At 65.1% G+C, this 16057-nt stretch carries 14 protein-coding genes and 1 tRNA gene; 4 read left to right on the top strand and 11 right to left on the bottom strand.

Annotated elements, in window-relative coordinates; all coding sequences use genetic code 11:
- Nucleotides 1–91: 91 nt before the first annotated feature.
- The 6 genes from LVJ94_16845 to aceB form a co-directional block, all read right to left on the bottom strand.
- Nucleotides 92–1675, bottom strand: a complete 1584-nt coding sequence (locus tag LVJ94_16845) for a caspase family protein (protein ID WXB08892.1) — start codon at nt 1673–1675, stop codon at nt 92–94.
- Complete coding sequence (locus tag LVJ94_16840) at nt 1665–2375, bottom strand: hypothetical protein (protein WXB08891.1); 711 nt, start codon at nt 2373–2375, stop codon at nt 1665–1667. The genes LVJ94_16845 and LVJ94_16840 overlap by 11 nt, the downstream gene beginning before the upstream one ends.
- A complete protein-coding gene (locus LVJ94_16835) occupies nt 2372–2884 on the bottom strand; it encodes an RNA polymerase sigma factor (protein WXB08890.1) in 513 nt (170 codons plus the stop codon). Before LVJ94_16835 ends, LVJ94_16840 begins: the two co-directional genes overlap by 4 nt.
- A 33-nt stretch (nt 2885–2917) precedes the next feature.
- Nucleotides 2918–3847: a hypothetical protein gene (locus tag LVJ94_16830; protein WXB08889.1), complete on the bottom strand. Its 930-nt coding sequence runs from the start codon at nt 3845–3847 to the stop codon at nt 2918–2920.
- 144 nt (nt 3848–3991) lie between these two features.
- Complete coding sequence (gene aceA / locus LVJ94_16825; GenBank protein WXB08888.1) at nt 3992–5287, bottom strand: isocitrate lyase; 1296 nt, start codon at nt 5285–5287, stop codon at nt 3992–3994.
- 166 nt (nt 5288–5453) lie between these two features.
- Nucleotides 5454–7037: a malate synthase A gene (aceB, locus tag LVJ94_16820; protein WXB10726.1), complete on the bottom strand. Its 1584-nt coding sequence runs from the start codon at nt 7035–7037 to the stop codon at nt 5454–5456.
- Nucleotides 7038–7233: 196 nt separating this feature from the next.
- Here aceB and LVJ94_16815 point away from each other — a divergent pair, with 196 nt between their 5' ends.
- Together LVJ94_16815 and LVJ94_16810 are read left to right on the top strand one after the other, a co-directional pair.
- Nucleotides 7234–8718, top strand: coding sequence for a short-chain fatty acyl-CoA regulator family protein (locus LVJ94_16815; GenBank protein ID WXB08887.1), 1485 nt, complete (start codon nt 7234–7236; stop codon nt 8716–8718).
- Nucleotides 8719–8804: 86 nt separating this feature from the next.
- Nucleotides 8805–10535 (top strand): von Willebrand factor type A domain-containing protein, encoded by a 1731-nt coding sequence (locus LVJ94_16810; GenBank protein WXB08886.1) that lies wholly within the window; start codon nt 8805–8807, stop codon nt 10533–10535.
- Nucleotides 10536–10538: 3 nt separating this feature from the next.
- On the opposite strand, the gene LVJ94_16805 is transcribed toward LVJ94_16810, so the two are convergent.
- Nucleotides 10539–10916: an SgcJ/EcaC family oxidoreductase gene (locus LVJ94_16805; GenBank protein ID WXB08885.1), complete on the bottom strand. Its 378-nt coding sequence runs from the start codon at nt 10914–10916 to the stop codon at nt 10539–10541.
- A 103-nt stretch (nt 10917–11019) separates the two neighbouring features.
- Between LVJ94_16805 and LVJ94_16800 the strand changes: the two genes are divergently transcribed.
- Nucleotides 11020–11310, top strand: a complete 291-nt coding sequence (locus LVJ94_16800) for a helix-turn-helix transcriptional regulator (protein WXB08884.1) — start codon at nt 11020–11022, stop codon at nt 11308–11310.
- 16 nt (nt 11311–11326) lie between these two features.
- On the opposite strand, the gene LVJ94_16795 is transcribed toward LVJ94_16800, so the two are convergent.
- A complete protein-coding gene (locus tag LVJ94_16795; protein WXB08883.1) occupies nt 11327–12496 on the bottom strand; it encodes a hypothetical protein in 1170 nt (389 codons plus the stop codon).
- A 237-nt stretch (nt 12497–12733) separates the two neighbouring features.
- On the opposite strand from LVJ94_16795, the gene LVJ94_16790 reads away from it, so the two are divergent.
- A tRNA-Thr gene (locus tag LVJ94_16790) sits at nt 12734–12805 on the top strand.
- A 180-nt stretch (nt 12806–12985) separates the two neighbouring features.
- Here the strand turns inward: LVJ94_16790 and LVJ94_16785 are convergent.
- The 3 genes from LVJ94_16785 to LVJ94_16775 are packed head-to-tail and all read right to left on the bottom strand — an operon-like array spanning nt 12986 to nt 16000.
- Nucleotides 12986–14617, bottom strand: a complete 1632-nt coding sequence (locus LVJ94_16785; GenBank protein ID WXB08882.1) for a GMC family oxidoreductase N-terminal domain-containing protein — start codon at nt 14615–14617, stop codon at nt 12986–12988.
- A complete protein-coding gene (locus LVJ94_16780) occupies nt 14598–15119 on the bottom strand; it encodes a hypothetical protein (protein WXB08881.1) in 522 nt (173 codons plus the stop codon). Before LVJ94_16780 ends, LVJ94_16785 begins: the two co-directional genes overlap by 20 nt.
- Nucleotides 15116–16000 carry a GntR family transcriptional regulator gene (locus tag LVJ94_16775; GenBank protein WXB08880.1) on the bottom strand — a complete coding sequence of 295 codons (885 nt, stop codon included), beginning with the start codon at nt 15998–16000 and terminating at the stop codon, nt 15116–15118. The genes LVJ94_16780 and LVJ94_16775 overlap by 4 nt, the downstream gene beginning before the upstream one ends.
- Nucleotides 16001–16057 lie beyond the last annotated feature (57 nt).

Genomic DNA, 16057 nt, shown 5'->3' with positions numbered 1-16057 from the left:
TTTTCAAGAAAAAGAGTCTTGCCCTAGCAAGAAACAGTGTCAACGACTCTTTCACGAAAGAGGAGACCTAATCGGGCCGTTCGAGGAACATCTAAAACAGGGCGCCGGCCGATAGCCACAGGCCGCCGAGCACGCGTCCTTCGACCCCCGAATCGGTTTTCGCGGCCAGAGCGAATGCGCGAAGGCCGGCCTCGGCGTAGAAGGATGGTGTCGGAGAAACCCGCCATGCCGCGTGAAGGCCGCCGCCGAACGCGGAGCCGGCTCGATGGGACGTGGTCTCGTATCCGAGCGAGGCAAGGCGATCGCTGTCGTTGCGGCGCACGGACTGCCAGATCCATTGCCCGCGGGCATCCGCACCGACACGGACGAGCGTCGGTGCGCCGAGCACGCCACCGAGAACGAACAGCCGATCGAGCGAGAGCTCCGCGCCGGTGAACCATTCGCGCACATCGTTGAATTCCGTCGCGCGCAGGGCGAGACCTCCAAACGGGGCGAACGCGTAGGCCCAATCCGATTGACGCCGCTCGATGCGCACCGAGAGCTCGTCGCCCACGTCGACCGCCGTGCCGCGAAATACCGTATTGCTCAGCGCAACGCTCCACGGTCGAACGACCATCGTTCCTTTTTGCGCGAGCGTTTCCATGGGGAAATGGCGAAAGTCGGAAGGTGTCAGCACGCGCGTCGTCGAGGCGGAGAGCGAAACCTCCGCCGCGGTGCCGTGCGCTCCCGTGCGTTTCTGGACGATGTAGCGCCCCCGCGGCAAGGTGATGCGGACACCGCGATCGGCCGCCCCCGAGACTTCCGCCACGACGCTCTGCGATCCCACGGCGTACACGAGGTAGAGCGAGTCGGCCTCGCGAGGGAATTCCAGCTGCGCGCGTTCGCCGGCCGTCTCCGTCAGAACGAGGGGCGCCGCTTCGCGCAAGGCCAGCGTCACCTCGGGCCGCTGAAGGACGCCGCCCGACCGCGCCGAGCGAAGAAGCGTGTGATGGTACGCGTAGGTGAACGACTCCTCGAAGGTCACCCGCCCATCGCCATTGGTGTCCGCCGCGCCTCGAAGCCCCGCCAACCAGAAATGCGTAAAGAGCGCCCCGCCGATTTCATCCGACTCTTGCGCCGCTTCCCCATCGGCCGAAGCATGAACCCACACCGATCCGGTCGCGGCGGGTTGCGCCGGAAGCTGCACGGTAAATCCCGGCTGCACGTTCATTCCTTTGGCGCGCAACACTTCCGTCGTGCGGCACGCATCGATCACGACGATGCGCAGCGCCGCAGGCACCTGCGCGATGTGCGCGGAAAGCTCCGCCTCGGGCAAGCCCTCACCGTGCACGTGCAGGGAGGCTCGGTCCCCGTGACCGCTGAAATACACGACCAGCGTCACCTCGCTCGCGGCATGCTGGCCCGCAATCGCGCGAGCACGCTCGAACGCCGCAACGAGCGCGCCCTTGGTGGCGTCGCGCAGAAGAATCGCATGATCGGCACGCACCCAGCCGAGGGACGTGAAGACGTCACGCACCGCGGTCGCATCGCTTTGCGGATGCGACAGCGGGCGGTCGTCCGAAAGACCGTGGTTCGCGCCGGCCGCAATGAGAATGCGAACCGGCGCAGCATTCGCGACGCTCAAACCGGCGAGCACCGCGATCAGGGCGAGGGCCGAGTGACCCTTACGGCGCATGGGCCCGCAGACGAATCGAGACGACGGAATCGGGAAAATCGCGGTTCTTACGGGCTTGCTCGATGGCCTCGGCCGGGCCGACGAGGATCACCCCGGTCGGCACCTCTTGATCGAACTGGATCGATTGCTCGGAGTAATGGGTCCCCGCCTTCAGAACCGTCGGCGCTTGAAGGTCGGCCCATTCACCGGCATTCGAAAGAACCCCCGCGGCCACGCGCTCATCGTGATCCAGCGCGATCTCCAATCGAATGCGATCGCCCGGCTCGAGCTCCAGAGGCCCTGGCTGCCGCGATTGGAGGCCTGCATGTTCCACGATGACCGTGACCTGCGTACCTCCCTTGAACCGTACTGGCCCCTCCGACGGTACGACGTGCCCCGGTGTGCTCAGAGGACCAAATTGAAGGAACAAGAAGGTGCCCGCCGCAAACGCAACGGCCGCGCCCATCTTCCACGCCCCCGCACGCCATCGTCGGGATCGCTCGTCGCGCGCCGCTTCCTGCTTCGCGCGCACGGCCCCCACGAACCTCGCCGCGGCGACATCGTCTTGCGCGAACGCCTGCGCATTATGCCGAATTTCGTCGACGTATCGGGCACACGAAGCACACCCTTCGACGTGCGCGCGGGTTGCGGACGTCTCATGACCTACGGCGTACGCCTCGAGTTGCACGGCGCTGGGGTGCTCGTTTCCAGCTGGGCTCATGGCACCTCTCCAAGAAGGTCGGCCGCGTGTTCGCGAATCTGGGTCAGCCTTTTCCAGATGGTGGGCCGGGACACGCCCAGGGTTGCCGCGATTTCGGTTTGGTTCATCCCATCGACATAGGCCAACACCGCCACTTCGAATTCGGGCTCACTGAGCTCGTGAAGAATCCGAAGGGCGGCATTGCGCGATTCGACATCGACACCCGGCCGAAGATGAGGCTCGTTTTCATGGTCGTCGAGCGGTTCCGTGCGGCGCAACTTCCGCCGGCGCAGCTGGTCGAAGCAGCATCGATCGACGACCCGGTACATCCATGCAACGGGGTTCTCCACGGTCGTGAGTTCGGATCGCGCGTGAATGATTTTCACGAACGCATCTTGTAGTGCGTCCTCGGCCGCGGCGGGATCTCGAAGAAGCGTGCGGCTACGTCGCTGAAGCAAGTACCCGTAGCGACGATACAGCTCGGCGAGCTCCTCGTTCGTTCCGTCGTCCTTGCGTCCGCGTACCTTCAATCTCCCTCCGGGCGAACTCCATCCTCTCACGGGTCACGGAACGGTGCATGGCCAGCCGCTCGGCGCCGGGACTCCGGGCTCGAGATGGTAGACATCCGTCACGCAGGACTCGGTGATTTCGCCGCACAAACCGGCTGAACGACTCATGCACGATTGGCGGCGGTAGACGCGTCCGCCGTCGCTGCAGGAGCTCTTCTCTCGGGGGCCGGCCGGAGAACTGCGCGGAATTTCTCCCGCGGGATGCTCTTCCGTGCGGTCAAGGCCGGTGCTTCCGCCCGGCCCCTGTTGGCACATCAGCTGTGAAAACCGCGGGGCGTTCGACAAGGCCAGGGAGATCTCTGCCTCGATGGGCTTCCAAAGGACCTTGCTCTCCGTGCATGGCCCGGAGCCGCCCGTCCCGAAGAGACAGAGGTCGACGGAAAGGAAATTGAATCCCAATCGCGGGGTGCTGCCGTCCGTTCCGCGCTGCGGTGGATCCGGCAGCGTGCCCTCGAGAAACGCGAGGATGGTTTCTTGATTGAGCGCCACGATTCGATCGACGAACGTCACCGCGGTCGGGTCGACGAGATCGAGCCGTCCGTTGCCATTGACATCTTCGTAAGCAACGAGCGTCCCATAAGCGATCTTCAAACCGGGAGTCTTTTCGATGGGCTGCACCGCCTCACGAGGGGGCGGAACCCTCAAATCCAGGGTAAAACCCGTCGGGAATGCCGGATTGACGGCAACGTCCTGGGACACGTGCAACTCGGGTGCGTTGACTCCACCGCCACCTTGCGGCTTCGGGAAGACACTCCAAACGACCGCCACGCGGAGTTCCCCGGGCCCCCGTGCGATGGACTCGGGGTTGCGAATCGTTCCGTGAAGCGTCGCGAGCACCGACGGGTCGTCGGTATCGTCCGAGACGGATCCGCACGCGGCAGCAAGCAGCGGCAACAAGCAAAGCATCAATCGAGACATGGTCATGAGATGGCTCCGACGTGATGGTGTCGCGATAGCGCGGCATCCACCCCTCCAGACGCGGGACCCTCTCGAAGTGATAACTCGACCCGTGTTTTTTTTGCACCGAGCTCGGCGCATGGCCGTGCTCGGTGCAAAAAAGCTGCCCGCCTAGAACTGCGCCGCCTCGGTCGATTCCTCCAGGGCCAACGTGGAAGACTCGCCGCCGGTGATCACGTCGGTGACCTGATCGAAATACCCGGTACCGACTTCGCGCTGGTGGCGCGTGGCGGAGTAGCCATTCTTCTCGGCGGCGAATTCCGCCTGCTGCATCTCGGAGTACGCCGCCATGCCGCGATCGCGGTAGCCGCGCGCCAATTCGAACATCGAGAAGTTCAGCGAGTGGAAGCCGGCCAAGGTCACGAATTGGAACTTGTAACCCATCGAGCCCAGTTCCTGCTGGAACTTGGCAATGTCGGCGTCGCTCAGGTTCTTCTTCCAGTTGAACGACGGCGAGCAGTTGTAGGCCAAAAGCTTGTTCGGGAACTTCTCGTGCACCGCCTCCGCGAACTCGCGAGCCTCGCCCATGTCCGGCGTGGACGTCTCGCACCAAATGACGTCCGCGTACGGCGCGTAGGCGAGCGCGCGCGCAATGGCGCACTCGAGGCCGCCCTTGAGACGGAAGAAGCCCTCGCGCGTGCGGCCGCTGCCATCGATGAACGGAACATCGCGCTCGTCGACGTCGCTGGTCAAAAGCTTGGCGCTATGCGCGTCCGTGCGGGCGATGAGCACCGTCGGCACGTCCATCACGTCGGCCGCGAGGCGCGCCGCGTTCAAGGTGCGAATGAACTGCCCCGAGGGCACGAGCACCTTGCCGCCCAAGTGGCCGCACTTCTTCTCCGCCGCCAATTGGTCCTCGAAGTGAACGCCGGCCGCTCCGGCCTTGATCATCGACTTCATCAACTCGAAGGCGTTGAGCGGACCGCCAAAGCCTGCCTCGGCATCGGCGACGAGCGGAGCATACCAATACCGATCCTTTTTGCCCTCGGCGTGCTCGATCTGGTCGGCGCGCATGAGTGCGGAGTTGATGCGCTCCACCAACGTGGGCACGCTGTCCACGGGATACAGGCTCTGATCGGGATACATCTGGCCGGACGTGTTGGCGTCCGCGGCGACTTGCCAGCCGCTCACGTAAATCGCTTTCAATCCAGCGCGCACCATCTGCACGGCTTGATTGCCGGACAGCGCCCCCAGCGCGTGTACGTAATCGTCGTGCGTGAGCATGTTCCACAGCCGTTCCGCCCCAAGACTGGCCAGTGTGTGCTCGATTCGAATGGAACCCCGAAGGCGGTTGACGTCGGCTACCGAATAATTGCGGTGAATACCTTCGAACCGCTTGGCAGCAGCTTCGGAAACATAACCTTGGCGTCCAGCAATCTCGGCAACGGCGGCAAGAGACATTGTCATTTCTCCTATCCCGCCCCGCATGGGGTGGGAGTTTTTCGATGGACTCCGCCCGTCGGTACCGCGCATGAACCGCACGCGGTACCGTCGAACGAAAGCTCTTTTTGGGGTTTGGGGTGCAAAGCCCCAAAAAACGGACAGTGAAAACTTCGGGTGAAACCTCGGGTGACTAAAGCTTTGCGTAAGCAGGAATCGTCAGAAACTCCTCGAACGACTCTGCAGTCGAAAGACTCTCGAACAACGCTCGCGCTTCGGCATACTTGCCATTTGCGTGCCGCTTCTCGCCGACCTCGCGACGAATGCGGTCCATCTCTTCCTCGACGAAGCGGGCGAACCGCTCGCGGTCGATGACGGTGCCGTCCTCGAGCGGGGCGCGGTGGTGCAGCCACTGCCACACTTGCGCGCGCGAAATCTCGGCGGTCGCGGCATCTTCCATCAAATTGTAGAGAGGGACGCATCCGGAGCCCCGCAACCACGATTCGATGTACTGAATCCCCACACGGATGTTGTGCCGGGCGCCCGCCTCCGTCCGAGGCCCCACGGGCACCTCGAGCAGCTCTTCACGGGAGACCTGCACGTCCTCGCGCAGGACATTGAGCTGGTTCGGCCCCGGCATGTTGGCGTCGAACACCTCGCGCGCAATGGGCACGAGGCCCGGGTGGGCGACCCAGGTGCCATCGTGGCCGTCCTTCACCTCGCGCAGCTTGTCCGCGCGCACGCGGGCCAGCGCGGCATCGTTTTCGGCCGGGTTGTCCTTGATGGGGATCTGGGCAGCCATGCCCCCCATCGCGTGCACACCACGGCGGTGACACGTCTTGATGACCAGCTTCGCGTAAGCGCGCAAGAAGCCCTTGTCCATGGTCACCAGGCTGCGGTCCGGCAGCACGGCGTTGGCGTCGTTGCGGCGCTTCTTGATGAAGCTGAAGATGTAGTCCCAGCGGCCGCAGTTGAGGCCCGCCGAGTGCTCGCGCAGCTCGTAGAGAATCTCATCCATCTCGAAGGCCGCCGGCAGCGTCTCGATGAGCACCGTCGCCTTGATGGTGCCCTGCGGGACGCCCAGCGCCGTTTGCGCAAACACGAACACGTCGTTCCAGATGCGCGCCTCGAGGTGGCTCTCGAGCTTCGGCAGGTAGAAATACGGGCCCGTGCCGCGCTCGCGCAGGGCCTTGGCGTTGTGGAAGAAGTACAGCCCGAAGTCGAGCAGCGCGCCCGGGATGGGCTTGCCCTCGAAACGGACGTGACGTTCCGGAAGGTGCAGGCCGCGCGGACGCACCAGCAGCACCGCCGTCTTCTCCTTCAGCGCATACGTCTTGCCTGTCTCCGCGGCGGAGAACGCGATGGTGCGGCGAATGGCGTCGTACAGGTTCTTCTGACCGTGCACGATGTTGCTCCAAGTCGGCGCGTTGGCATCCTCGAAGTCGGCCATGAAGACGTTCGCGCCCGAGTTGAGGGCATTGATGACCATCTTGCGGTCGACGGGGCCGGTGATCTCGACCCGGCGGTCGAGCAAATCCGGCGGCAACGGCGACACGCGCCAGTTGCCTGCGCGCACGTCCGCCGTCTCGATCAAAAAGTCCGGCAGCTTGCCTTTGTCGAACCGCGCCTGCGTCTCGCGGCGCGCGGCCAGGCGTTCCTCGATGCGAGGGGCGAAGCGTTTGACCAACTCCTCCACGAAGGCCAGGGCCTCCGGTCGCAGGATCTCAGCGAGCGTGATGGACCCGCCGTCGTTGGGGGACTGCTGCTCTTCTGTCACAGGATCGATTTGAAGTGCCATGGTTGTGAGTTCCGTTGCGCGACGCGTTGAAAATGATGTTGAACGACCGAGAAATCAACATTCTTCGAAGAAATTACGGTTGAAGGAAGTCAATGACAGGCTGTAAACTTGTTACATCTGTCAATTTGCAGCACCACATCCGTGGCGTTTGTGCGTGCAGATGTGTAGGTGAGGCATGGAAAAAGCGAGAGAAACGGGTGGTCCGCGGCTTGGGGCAAAAGTGCGAGCGTTGCGAAGACGCGAGAACCTGAACCAAGTGCAACTCGCCGAGAAGCTCGGCGTCTCCGCCAGCTATCTGAACCTCATCGAGAGCAACAAGCGCCCTCTGCCTGCGGCGCTGCTCATTCGCCTCGCCCAGCTCTTCAACGTCGACCTGCACTCGTTCGCCACCGACGAGGATGCGCGGCTCGTCGCCGACTTGCTCGAGGTGTTCTCCGATCCGCTGTTCGAGGGAAGCGGCCTCACGTCGACGGAGGTGCGGGAGGTGGCCACGGCCAGCCCGAATGCGGGGCGCGCGGTGCTTTCTCTTTACCGTGCGTACCAGAGCATGCGCGAGTCGGCCGATTCGCTGTCGTCGCGTCTCAACGAGGGCGAGCAAGATCTCACCGCGGGCGTGGAGCGCTCGAACATTCCCTCCGAGGAAGTGAGCGATTTGCTCCAATTCCACATGAACCATTTCCCCGAACTGGAAACCGGAGCGGAAGAACTCTGGGCGAAGGGAAAGTGGGCCGTCGACGATCTGTACGGCGGATTGGTGCGCTACCTGGAGAAGCAGCTCGGTGTGCAGGTGCGCATTGCGCGGGGCGAGGCGGAGCGCGGCACGCTGCGCCGATACGATTCGGCGCGCAAGGTGCTGACCTTGTCCGAGTTGCTTCCAACCCGTAGCCGTCAGTTCCAGCTCGCGCATCAAATTGGCCTCCTCACGCAGAAGAACCGTCTGGATACGATAGCCGCCGATCCGCGGCTGACAACAGATGAATCGCGCGCACTGGCTCGGGTGGCACTGGCAAATTACTTCGCGGGCGCCGTACTGATGCCTTACGTTCCGTTTCTGGAGGCGGCCCGCGAGGAACGTTACGACATCGACGTGATTGGACGCCGCTTTCGAGTTGGCTTCGAGCAAGTGTCGCATCGCCTCACGACCATGCGGCGGCCTGGTGCGGAAGGCGTGCCCTTCCACATGATTCGCATCGATGTCGCGGGAAATATCTCGAAGCGCTTCAGCGCGTCGGGGATTCGCTTTGCCAGATTCAGCGGCGTATGCCCCCGATGGAACATCTTCGCGGCGTTCTTAACGCCGGGTATGATCCGTATTCAACTTTCGCGCATGACCGACGGCGTGGCTTATTTTTGCCTCGCTCGCACGATTCACAAAGATAGCGGCGGCTACCATGCGCAGCATCCCGTGCAGGCCATCGGGCTGGGCTGCCAGGCGCAATATGCGAAAGAGCTCGTCTATTCCGATGGTGTGGATCTCGACCATTTGGACATGGCCACGCCCGTCGGGGTGACCTGCCGGTTGTGCGATCGGCAAGACTGCGAACAGCGCGCACTACCCTCGATCTTTCACCCCTTGCAGGTGAACGAGAATGTGCGCGGGCTCACGCTGTACAACGTGTCGAGCAGCCACGGAGGGGTGGTGGGTGGCGTGGGGCGCTGAAATAAGGAAACAGCGTTCACTTTTCTTTTCTCTGTAAGGTCGGACCGGGCTCCGCGTTTCTTAGGTAATTCCGAGGAGAGATTGCCATGCGAGCTAGCCGAATCCGTTCGATTGTTCCGTTGTTGTTGTCCGTGGGGATGGCCGGTTGCGGCGCAGGCAACCGTGAGGCGAAAACGGCCGATCTGCCGGCGGGTGCCGCGGTCGCGCAAGCCGACGAAGCGCGCGCGGAGGAGTCCGCGCCCTCGCCGATGGCGACGAAGAGCGAACCCCCGAGGGCCCAGACAGCGTCGGCCCCTGCGGCCGCGCCGCCTCCCATGGCTCCGATGGCGAAGGGCGCCGGCGCAGCGCCCTCGCGTTCACCCTCCGCGGTGGGGGGAATGCCTGTGATGCCGGTGGCGCCGCCGCCCGAGCCGCAGTCGAACACGGAGGACTACCGCGACTACGGCGTGAATGGCGCGACCGACCCCGCGCGCGACCGGCTCTCCACCTTTGCCATCGACGTCGACACGGCGTCGTATTCGATCAGCCGGCGCAAACTCCTCGAGGGTGGACTTCCCCCGGTGAGTGCGGTGCGCGCCGAGGAATATTTGAATTACTTCGACTACGGATACGAATACAAAAATAGCCCCCTGCCCTACACGATTCATCTCGCCGGAGCGCCATCGCCGTATGCGCCGGGTCGTCATGTTCTTCGGATTGCGATTCAGGCAAAGCGCCTATCCCAGGCGGAGCGGCGGCCAGTGCATTTGACGTATTTGGTCGACACCAGCGGCTCGATGCAGTCGCAGGACAAGATCGAATTGGCGAAGAAGAGTCTGAAGATCCTCACCTCGTCGCTCCAGTCGGGCGATACCATTGCACTCTGCACGTATGCGGGAAGCGTCCGGGAGGTGCTGGGACCGACGCCGGCCGTGGCGCAAAAAGACCGGGTGATGAGCGCGATCGACGATCTGACGACCGGCGGCTCGACCGCCATGGCCAGCGGCATCGATCTGGCCTATCGCCTGGCCGAGCGCGGGCGCGTTCCGGGGCACGTCAACCACGTGGTGATCTTGTCCGACGGCGATGCGAACGTCGGGCCCACGTCGCACGACGTCATTCTGAATCAGATTGCCCATTACAAAGAGCGAGGCATTACGCTTTCCACCGTCGGATTCGGCACCGGCAATTACAAAGATACGATGATGGAGCAATTGGCCGACAAGGGAGATGGCAATTACTCGTACATCGATAGTGTCGAACAGGCACGTCGCGTCTTTTCCGATCAAGTCAGTGGCACCTTGGAGGTGGTAGCCCGCGACATGAAAGTGCAAGTCGACTTTTCGCCGGAGGTGGTCAAGGAATATCGACTCATCGGGTACGAGAACCGTGATGTCGCCGACAAAGATTTTCGCAATGACCACGTCGACGGCGGCGAGGTCGGGGCCGGGCACGCGGTGACGGCGCTTTATGACGTCGTCTTGAAGCGGCAAGATCGCTCGCCCATCACGGTGCGCGTGCGCCACAAGCCCCCCGCGCCGAAGCCGGGCGCGCCGGACGTCGCCAGCGAGCACGCCGAGGCCATGCAGCCGGGCCAGATCGCGCGCTCGTTCGACGAAGCGCCGCGCGATCTGCGGTTCGCCGCCGCCGTCGCCGGATTCGCCGAGATTTTGCGGCAGAGCCCCTACGCGGCCCGCACGCGCATGGCCGACGTTCTGCGCATCGCACGCGCCTCCAACGGCGGCAAGCCGGAGCAGGCGGAGTTCATCGGTCTCGTGGAGCGCGCGGGCAAGCTTTCGCCCGACAGCGACCGGCGCATCGGCGCCATCGCCAAGTAGCGTTCACGTTGCGGCCGACGGATGGTCGAGGACGTACAGCCACCGACCATCGGGCTGGCGCCGCACGACCTCGGCGGTGCGCCCTCCGACGACGAGGGGCGCGCCGTCGGGTGTGGTGGTCTCGAGCTTCCAATCCGCACTGAGGAGCGCGGTGTCCCCGAGTGTCACGGCGAAACGGTTTTTTGCCTCGATTTTGCCGCCGAGCGCCAACAGCGCCGTAAGCTCCTCGCGGATCGCGGCAAGGCCGCGGCGCTCGGAACCGTCCTGGCCGATCAGGACGGCGTCGGGCTCGTAGAGGGCCAGCAGCGCATCGATGCTTCCGGAGTTGACGGCCTGGGCGAAGGCCTCGTTCATGTCGCGAGGGTGGCGCACATCGTTCATCGTGCCGGGATGATGAGGTTGGGCAACGGGCGCAACAAGAAGTTACATCGTTGGAACTACCGCCAGGCGGAGTTACATCATGGGTACTAGGCGGAACCAAGCGATGCCCAAAGGCGAAGACGGAGTCTGCACGGTCGAGAAACAATTGACCCTTCTCGGGGGCCGCCACCGCGCCGAGATCCTCAAGAACCTCAAGGACGGCGAAGTGCATTTCAACGAGTTGAAGCGCCTCACGGGGGCCTCGGCGCACACGCTGACCCGCACGCTGCGGGCGCTTCAGGAGCGCGGATTGCTCTCGTCGCACCGCGAGGCCACGTGGGGGCGCAAGTTCTACCGCCTGACGGAAAAGGGCCACGAGGCCGTCGCGGTGCTGGATCAACTCGCGCTTCTCTAGCCTTCTCCTACCTACCCTACCCTGCCCGCGCGCGGGGCTTCTCCTCGAAGACGTCGAGCGCACGGGCCAACTCGTCTTCATCCGAAGCATCGGCCACAGCCTCGAGTGCGACGCGCACGCGGGGCGAGGCCGTCGCACGGGCCGCGGCCCGGAGACGCGCCTTGACGTCGTCGAGTGCACCGTCTTCGTGTGCGCGCAACGCCACCGCCGCACCTGCCCGCGCCGTCTCCTCGGCACCGGGGTCCTCGGCGACGCGCCAGAGGTCCTCCGCGGGAATCGCCGGCGCGGCGGCCACGCGGTAGTGGGCGGCGGCGCGTCCCGTGATGGCGGCGTGCCAGTCGGGAATGGCGCGCCCGCCGCGGGCCATGACGATGCCCGCGCCCTCGGAGGTGGCCCGACGGCGAAAGTCGTAGAGCGCTTGCTCGATGCGCGCCGCCACGATGTCGCGCATGGGGCCCGGCGGATGCTTGAATGGGTCTTTCGTCCAGGGGGCCGGTGCCTCGATGGTCCGCGTGGAACCGTCGGTCAGGCGCAGGAGGATGGCGTGAGGCGTCGTCTCCACCCGCTCAATCCAGCCGTATGGTACGAAGGAATCCAGACCGATGCCGCGCTTCAACACGCCGTCGGCCCCCACGGTCACGCGGGAATATCCAAACCTGAGCACGACGCCGACCACGAGCAGCGCGATCAGGGTGGAGAGCAACTTCACATCGCCATCGACGGTGGTCCACGTGCCGAGGAGGATCGCGCCCGGCAAGAGGCCCACGAAGGGCGCCACCACGAGGAGTGCGTTCGGTACGCGAAAGGTCGTGCTCTTGTGTCCCGCATCGAGCCCGAGCGCGCGCAGCAGCGTTCGCCCGTGCGCTTCGCTTTCGAGGCGCACGTTGAACCGGGTCACCCCAAAGCGATCGACCAGCCGCAACCGCGGCGGGTCCCCGAACTTGCGCACCACGAAGCCGTCGGAGAGCACGTGCGCCGGCACGAGCCTCTTGCCATCGACGAAGAGCCCCTCGGCGTTGGCCCGCAACCGCACGCGCCGATCGTCCACGCTCCGCCCCGCGAGCACCGCCGCCACCACGATGGCGACCAGCGCCCCCACGTCCACGTGGGCATTCGCCAAGATGACGGCCGCAGCGAGCGCGACCCCAACCGCCGCGAGGTGCCAAGGCCGGAACCACCGGGCCATGACGACCCCCTCGTACGCCGTCGGACCTGGTGGTGCGCTCACGACGGCACCGTAAGAATCCAGGACCGGCCCTGCAACATGGAGAGGACGAGGCCGCCGCGCTCCCGCCGCGCGGAATCGCTTCGAGAGGAGCCTCGTTTTTCCCGGAGATTTCTCAAAGTCGGGAACAAAAATCACGGGCATGCGCGGAAGGCTTGCCTATGGAGCGCCAAGACGATAGAGGAAGCACGGCCGAACGCCGCCTTAGCTCAGTGGTAGAGCAACGGTTTCGTAAACCGTAGGTCTCGAGTTCAAGTCTCGAAGGCGGCTCCGAGTTTCTCTGGTGAAGTGTGAAACGCCTCGTGTCATCGACACGAAGGGGCGACACGAGAGCCACAGAGGACGTAGCGCGTCCAGCCGCCGCGAGGTCCGCGCGTGCAAACGCACCGGCGGGCCTCGAGGAACGCGCTGACCGCGCAAGGCCTCCGAACCCGTGCGCGGAAGCAGCGCTTAGGCAGCGATTTCCGAGGCGGCCTTTTCGGCGATGCGTGTCGCGGCGAGGCGTGCGATGGCCATGATGGAGTGCTGCGGATTGACGCCGAGGTTCGTGGGAAAAATGCTGGAATCGATCACGTAGAGCGCCTCGGTGCCGTGGACCGCGAAGTTCAGTCCGACGGTGCTGCTGCGCGCATCGGGCCCCATGCGCGCAGCCCCGAAGAGGTGCGTGGCGATGTAGGAGTAGGCGCGCGGATCGAGCGGACCTTCGGCGATGCGGGCCACGTCGTCCGGAGACGTGAGGATCGACGGAACGCCGTGGATGCCTGGCCATACTTCGCGTGCCCCCGCGTCGAACAGCATGCGCGCCAAGGTGGCGCACGCGCTGCGCGTGGCGACGACGTCGGCCTCGGTCAGCGTGAGGCGCACCCGCGCGCCACCGCCCCACGCCGGACTCACGGTGCCTTCGGCGTAAGCGCGCACTTGGGCCGCCCAAACGGCGAGGTGGCCGTAGTCGGCGAGGCGCTGCGTGAGCTCGTGCCCCGCGCCGGGAATGCGCGCCGCCACGAGCTCCGGCGGCAGCGAGATGGTCTCCAGCTTGAAGCGGTGCGTTCGGCGGAAGTGCGTGCTCTCGGCGCCCTGGGTGGCCCCGAAATTCATGCGAACGGGCCTGTCGAACTTTCCCGCGAGCGCCAGGCCCGGATGGATCTGAAAGTGCTCGCCAAGGGCCGCAGCCCGAACGCCGCTGCGTCGAAGGATGACCGGGGTCTGGATGGTGCTCGCCGCCAGCAGCACGCCCTTGCGCGCATGGAGCAGGACGCGGCACTTGGTGGCTCGCCACGGATCGCTGCTGGTCGATCGTGCCACGATCCCCGTCGCCCGGCCGCGCGCACGCAGCACTTGGTCCACGCGGCACGACGTGAAGATGCGCGCGCCCGCCGCAAGGGCCATGGGAACGTAGGTGACGCTCATGCCGCGCTTGGCGGCGGTGGGGCAGCCGCTCAAACAGCGCCCCGAGCCGCGGCATCCGGCGTCGTAGCGGCGCATCTTTCCGGCGTGGTAGCCGTCGTTTTTCGCCTGCTCCAAAAAGAGACCGTTGTTCTGGCCCACGACGTCGTCGGCAACGGGGCGGACGCTCAGATCGCGCTCGAGAATGGTGAAGTGGGGCTCGAGAACGCGCATGCTCAACGTGTCGCCGAGGCCGAAGCGCTCGGACCAGTCGTCGAGTACGTCGTCCGGTGTGCGCCACGCGATGGCCGAGTTGACCACCGTGCTTCCTCCCACGCACCGGCCCTGCAGGAGCGGAAGAAAGCTGCGGCCCTCCACGGCTTGCATGGCACTGTCTCGGATCAAGCGCTGAAAAGCGCTATGCACATCGGCGCCAAATTCGCGCGTCTTGACCCACGGGCCCTCTTCGACGATGGCCACCGAGTGGCCCGCGGCGGCGAGCACGTGCGCGGCGACGGCGCCGGCTGCCCCCGAGCCGACGACGATGAAGTCGAAGCTGTCTTCGATGTCGCGAGAAAGGGTCTCGCCATCGACGACGGAGTCCTCGGGAACGTCGTCGTCGGGATACCGGAGGTTCGCCGCTTGCGGCGACCGACTTTCCACGCCGGGTTGTTCGCCCTCAGGCGACGGACTGCTCATCGTGCTGATCCTCGTCGGCTTCCTGATCCTCGTGGTCGTCGTGCTCGTCGTGCTCGGAGCCGGGCTTCCGGCCGATGCCGATGAGCCGCGTGCCCGATTGATTCAACTCGGGGTGGGAGGTCGCCAAGATGGCCTGGTTCACCGACGGGGTGCCCGCGTAGAGGACGGCGCCGACGGCCTTGAGCAGCATGACCAGCTGGCGCACGACGTACACGGGGCTCGCGAGCATCTTCTTCAAGAGGGTCTCGCGCGAGGCCGTATCCAGCGACATGATGGTGCACGCGCGGTAGAGCACGAACATGGGCGCGAGTGCGATGACCCAGATGGCCACGCGCAATCCGAGGGCGCTGCGGTACGGGGCCCGGCTGCGGATCTGCGTGAGGTAGGTCTCCAGGTCCAGATCGCAGATGCCGAGCGGAAGGCGCTCGCTCGCCCCGGAGGGAAAAATAGCGCCGAAGACGGCGTACGCCCAGCGCATCTCCATGCGCGTCAGAGTCCTCATGCTTTGCTCCCTGCCTTTGCTGCCCGGGTACCCGATGTGGATTTGGATGCCGGCTTGGCCGTGCCCGCTCCGCGCGGCGTGTCGGCATGGCGGGCCTGCCACTCGGCGTCCAACGCTTCCAACGCCTGCCGCAAGGTGTCGCGCGCCATCACGGGGTCGCCCGTGCGGATGAGGCCTATGACGTAGGGGTAGAAGGCCAGGGCCTCCTCGGGCCGATCGTAGAGCTCCGCCACGAGCTCGGGTTGCTCGTCGGGAAAGCGGGCGAACGTGTTGAGCAGAAGCTCGAGCCCCACGTTGCGGGTGGCGCGGATGAGCGCGCGCTCGAAGGCAATGTCGCCCCGCGCGAAGGCCACGCGATCGTGGATGCGCCCCTCTTGCTCGTGCGCGCGCTGTTCGAGCGCCTCCAAGTCGGCCGCGGTGTGACGCTTTGCTGCGAGACCGATGGCCTCCGACGCCACGATGCGTCGCACCTCCAGCATGGACGTGAGCAACTCGCGCCCCTGCCCTTTGATGAATCCGTCCTTCGTCCACGTCGAGCCGATGAGCGCCGCCAGGGCATCGAGCCCGGCACGCTCACGCCATGACGCGACGAGGGTGCCCGCACCGTGACGGGTGACGATCATGCCGAGGGCCTCGAGCCGGGCCAACGCGGCGCGCAACGTGAGGCGGTTCACACCGAGCGCGAGCGAGAACTCGCGCTCCGAGGGCAAGCGGGTGCCGGCGGCCAGTCGGCCGGAGAGAATCTCGGCCTGCAAGCGATCCGCCACGGCGTCGACCACGCTGGAGCGGGCGATGGGGCCGATGGCTGCCAGCGCCTCCAACGGGTTTGCGGCAGAAGCGGCCTCTTGGGGGGCGTTCGACGGGCGCGGCGGTCGGGGCATGTTGAGTCCTTAACTGGTTCAACCAGTTAACCATGCAAGGACCCATCGCGCAAACGG

This window comes from Sorangiineae bacterium MSr11367 (assembly GCA_037157805.1).
GTDB lineage: Bacteria > Myxococcota_A > Polyangia > Polyangiales > Polyangiaceae > Pendulispora > Pendulispora rubella.
The sequence above is the reverse complement of the archived record's forward strand: the minus strand, read 5'-3'. Positions and strand labels throughout refer to the sequence as shown.

Excerpts from the sequence above, each read along its gene's own strand:
- LVJ94_16810 (WXB08886.1), top strand. The coding sequence starts at position 8,805 with ATGCGAGCTAGCCGAATCCGTTCGATTGTTCCGTTGTTGTTGTCCGTG.
- LVJ94_16800 (WXB08884.1), top strand. The coding sequence starts at position 11,020 with ATGCCCAAAGGCGAAGACGGAGTCTGCACGGTCGAGAAACAATTGACC.
- LVJ94_16805 (WXB08885.1), bottom strand. The coding sequence starts at position 10,916 with ATGAACGATGTGCGCCACCCTCGCGACATGAACGAGGCCTTCGCCCAG.
- LVJ94_16815 (WXB08887.1), top strand. The coding sequence starts at position 7,234 with ATGGAAAAAGCGAGAGAAACGGGTGGTCCGCGGCTTGGGGCAAAAGTG.
- LVJ94_16780 (WXB08881.1), bottom strand. The coding sequence starts at position 15,119 with ATGAGGACTCTGACGCGCATGGAGATGCGCTGGGCGTACGCCGTCTTC.
- LVJ94_16795 (WXB08883.1), bottom strand. The coding sequence starts at position 12,496 with ATGGCCCGGTGGTTCCGGCCTTGGCACCTCGCGGCGGTTGGGGTCGCG.
- LVJ94_16840 (WXB08891.1), bottom strand. The coding sequence starts at position 2,375 with ATGAGCCCAGCTGGAAACGAGCACCCCAGCGCCGTGCAACTCGAGGCG.
- LVJ94_16845 (WXB08892.1), bottom strand. The coding sequence starts at position 1,675 with ATGCGCCGTAAGGGTCACTCGGCCCTCGCCCTGATCGCGGTGCTCGCC.
- LVJ94_16785 (WXB08882.1), bottom strand. The coding sequence starts at position 14,617 with ATGAGCAGTCCGTCGCCTGAGGGCGAACAACCCGGCGTGGAAAGTCGG.
- LVJ94_16830 (WXB08889.1), bottom strand. The coding sequence starts at position 3,847 with ATGACCATGTCTCGATTGATGCTTTGCTTGTTGCCGCTGCTTGCTGCC.
- aceA (WXB08888.1), bottom strand. The coding sequence starts at position 5,287 with ATGACAATGTCTCTTGCCGCCGTTGCCGAGATTGCTGGACGCCAAGGT.
- LVJ94_16775 (WXB08880.1), bottom strand. The coding sequence starts at position 16,000 with ATGCCCCGACCGCCGCGCCCGTCGAACGCCCCCCAAGAGGCCGCTTCT.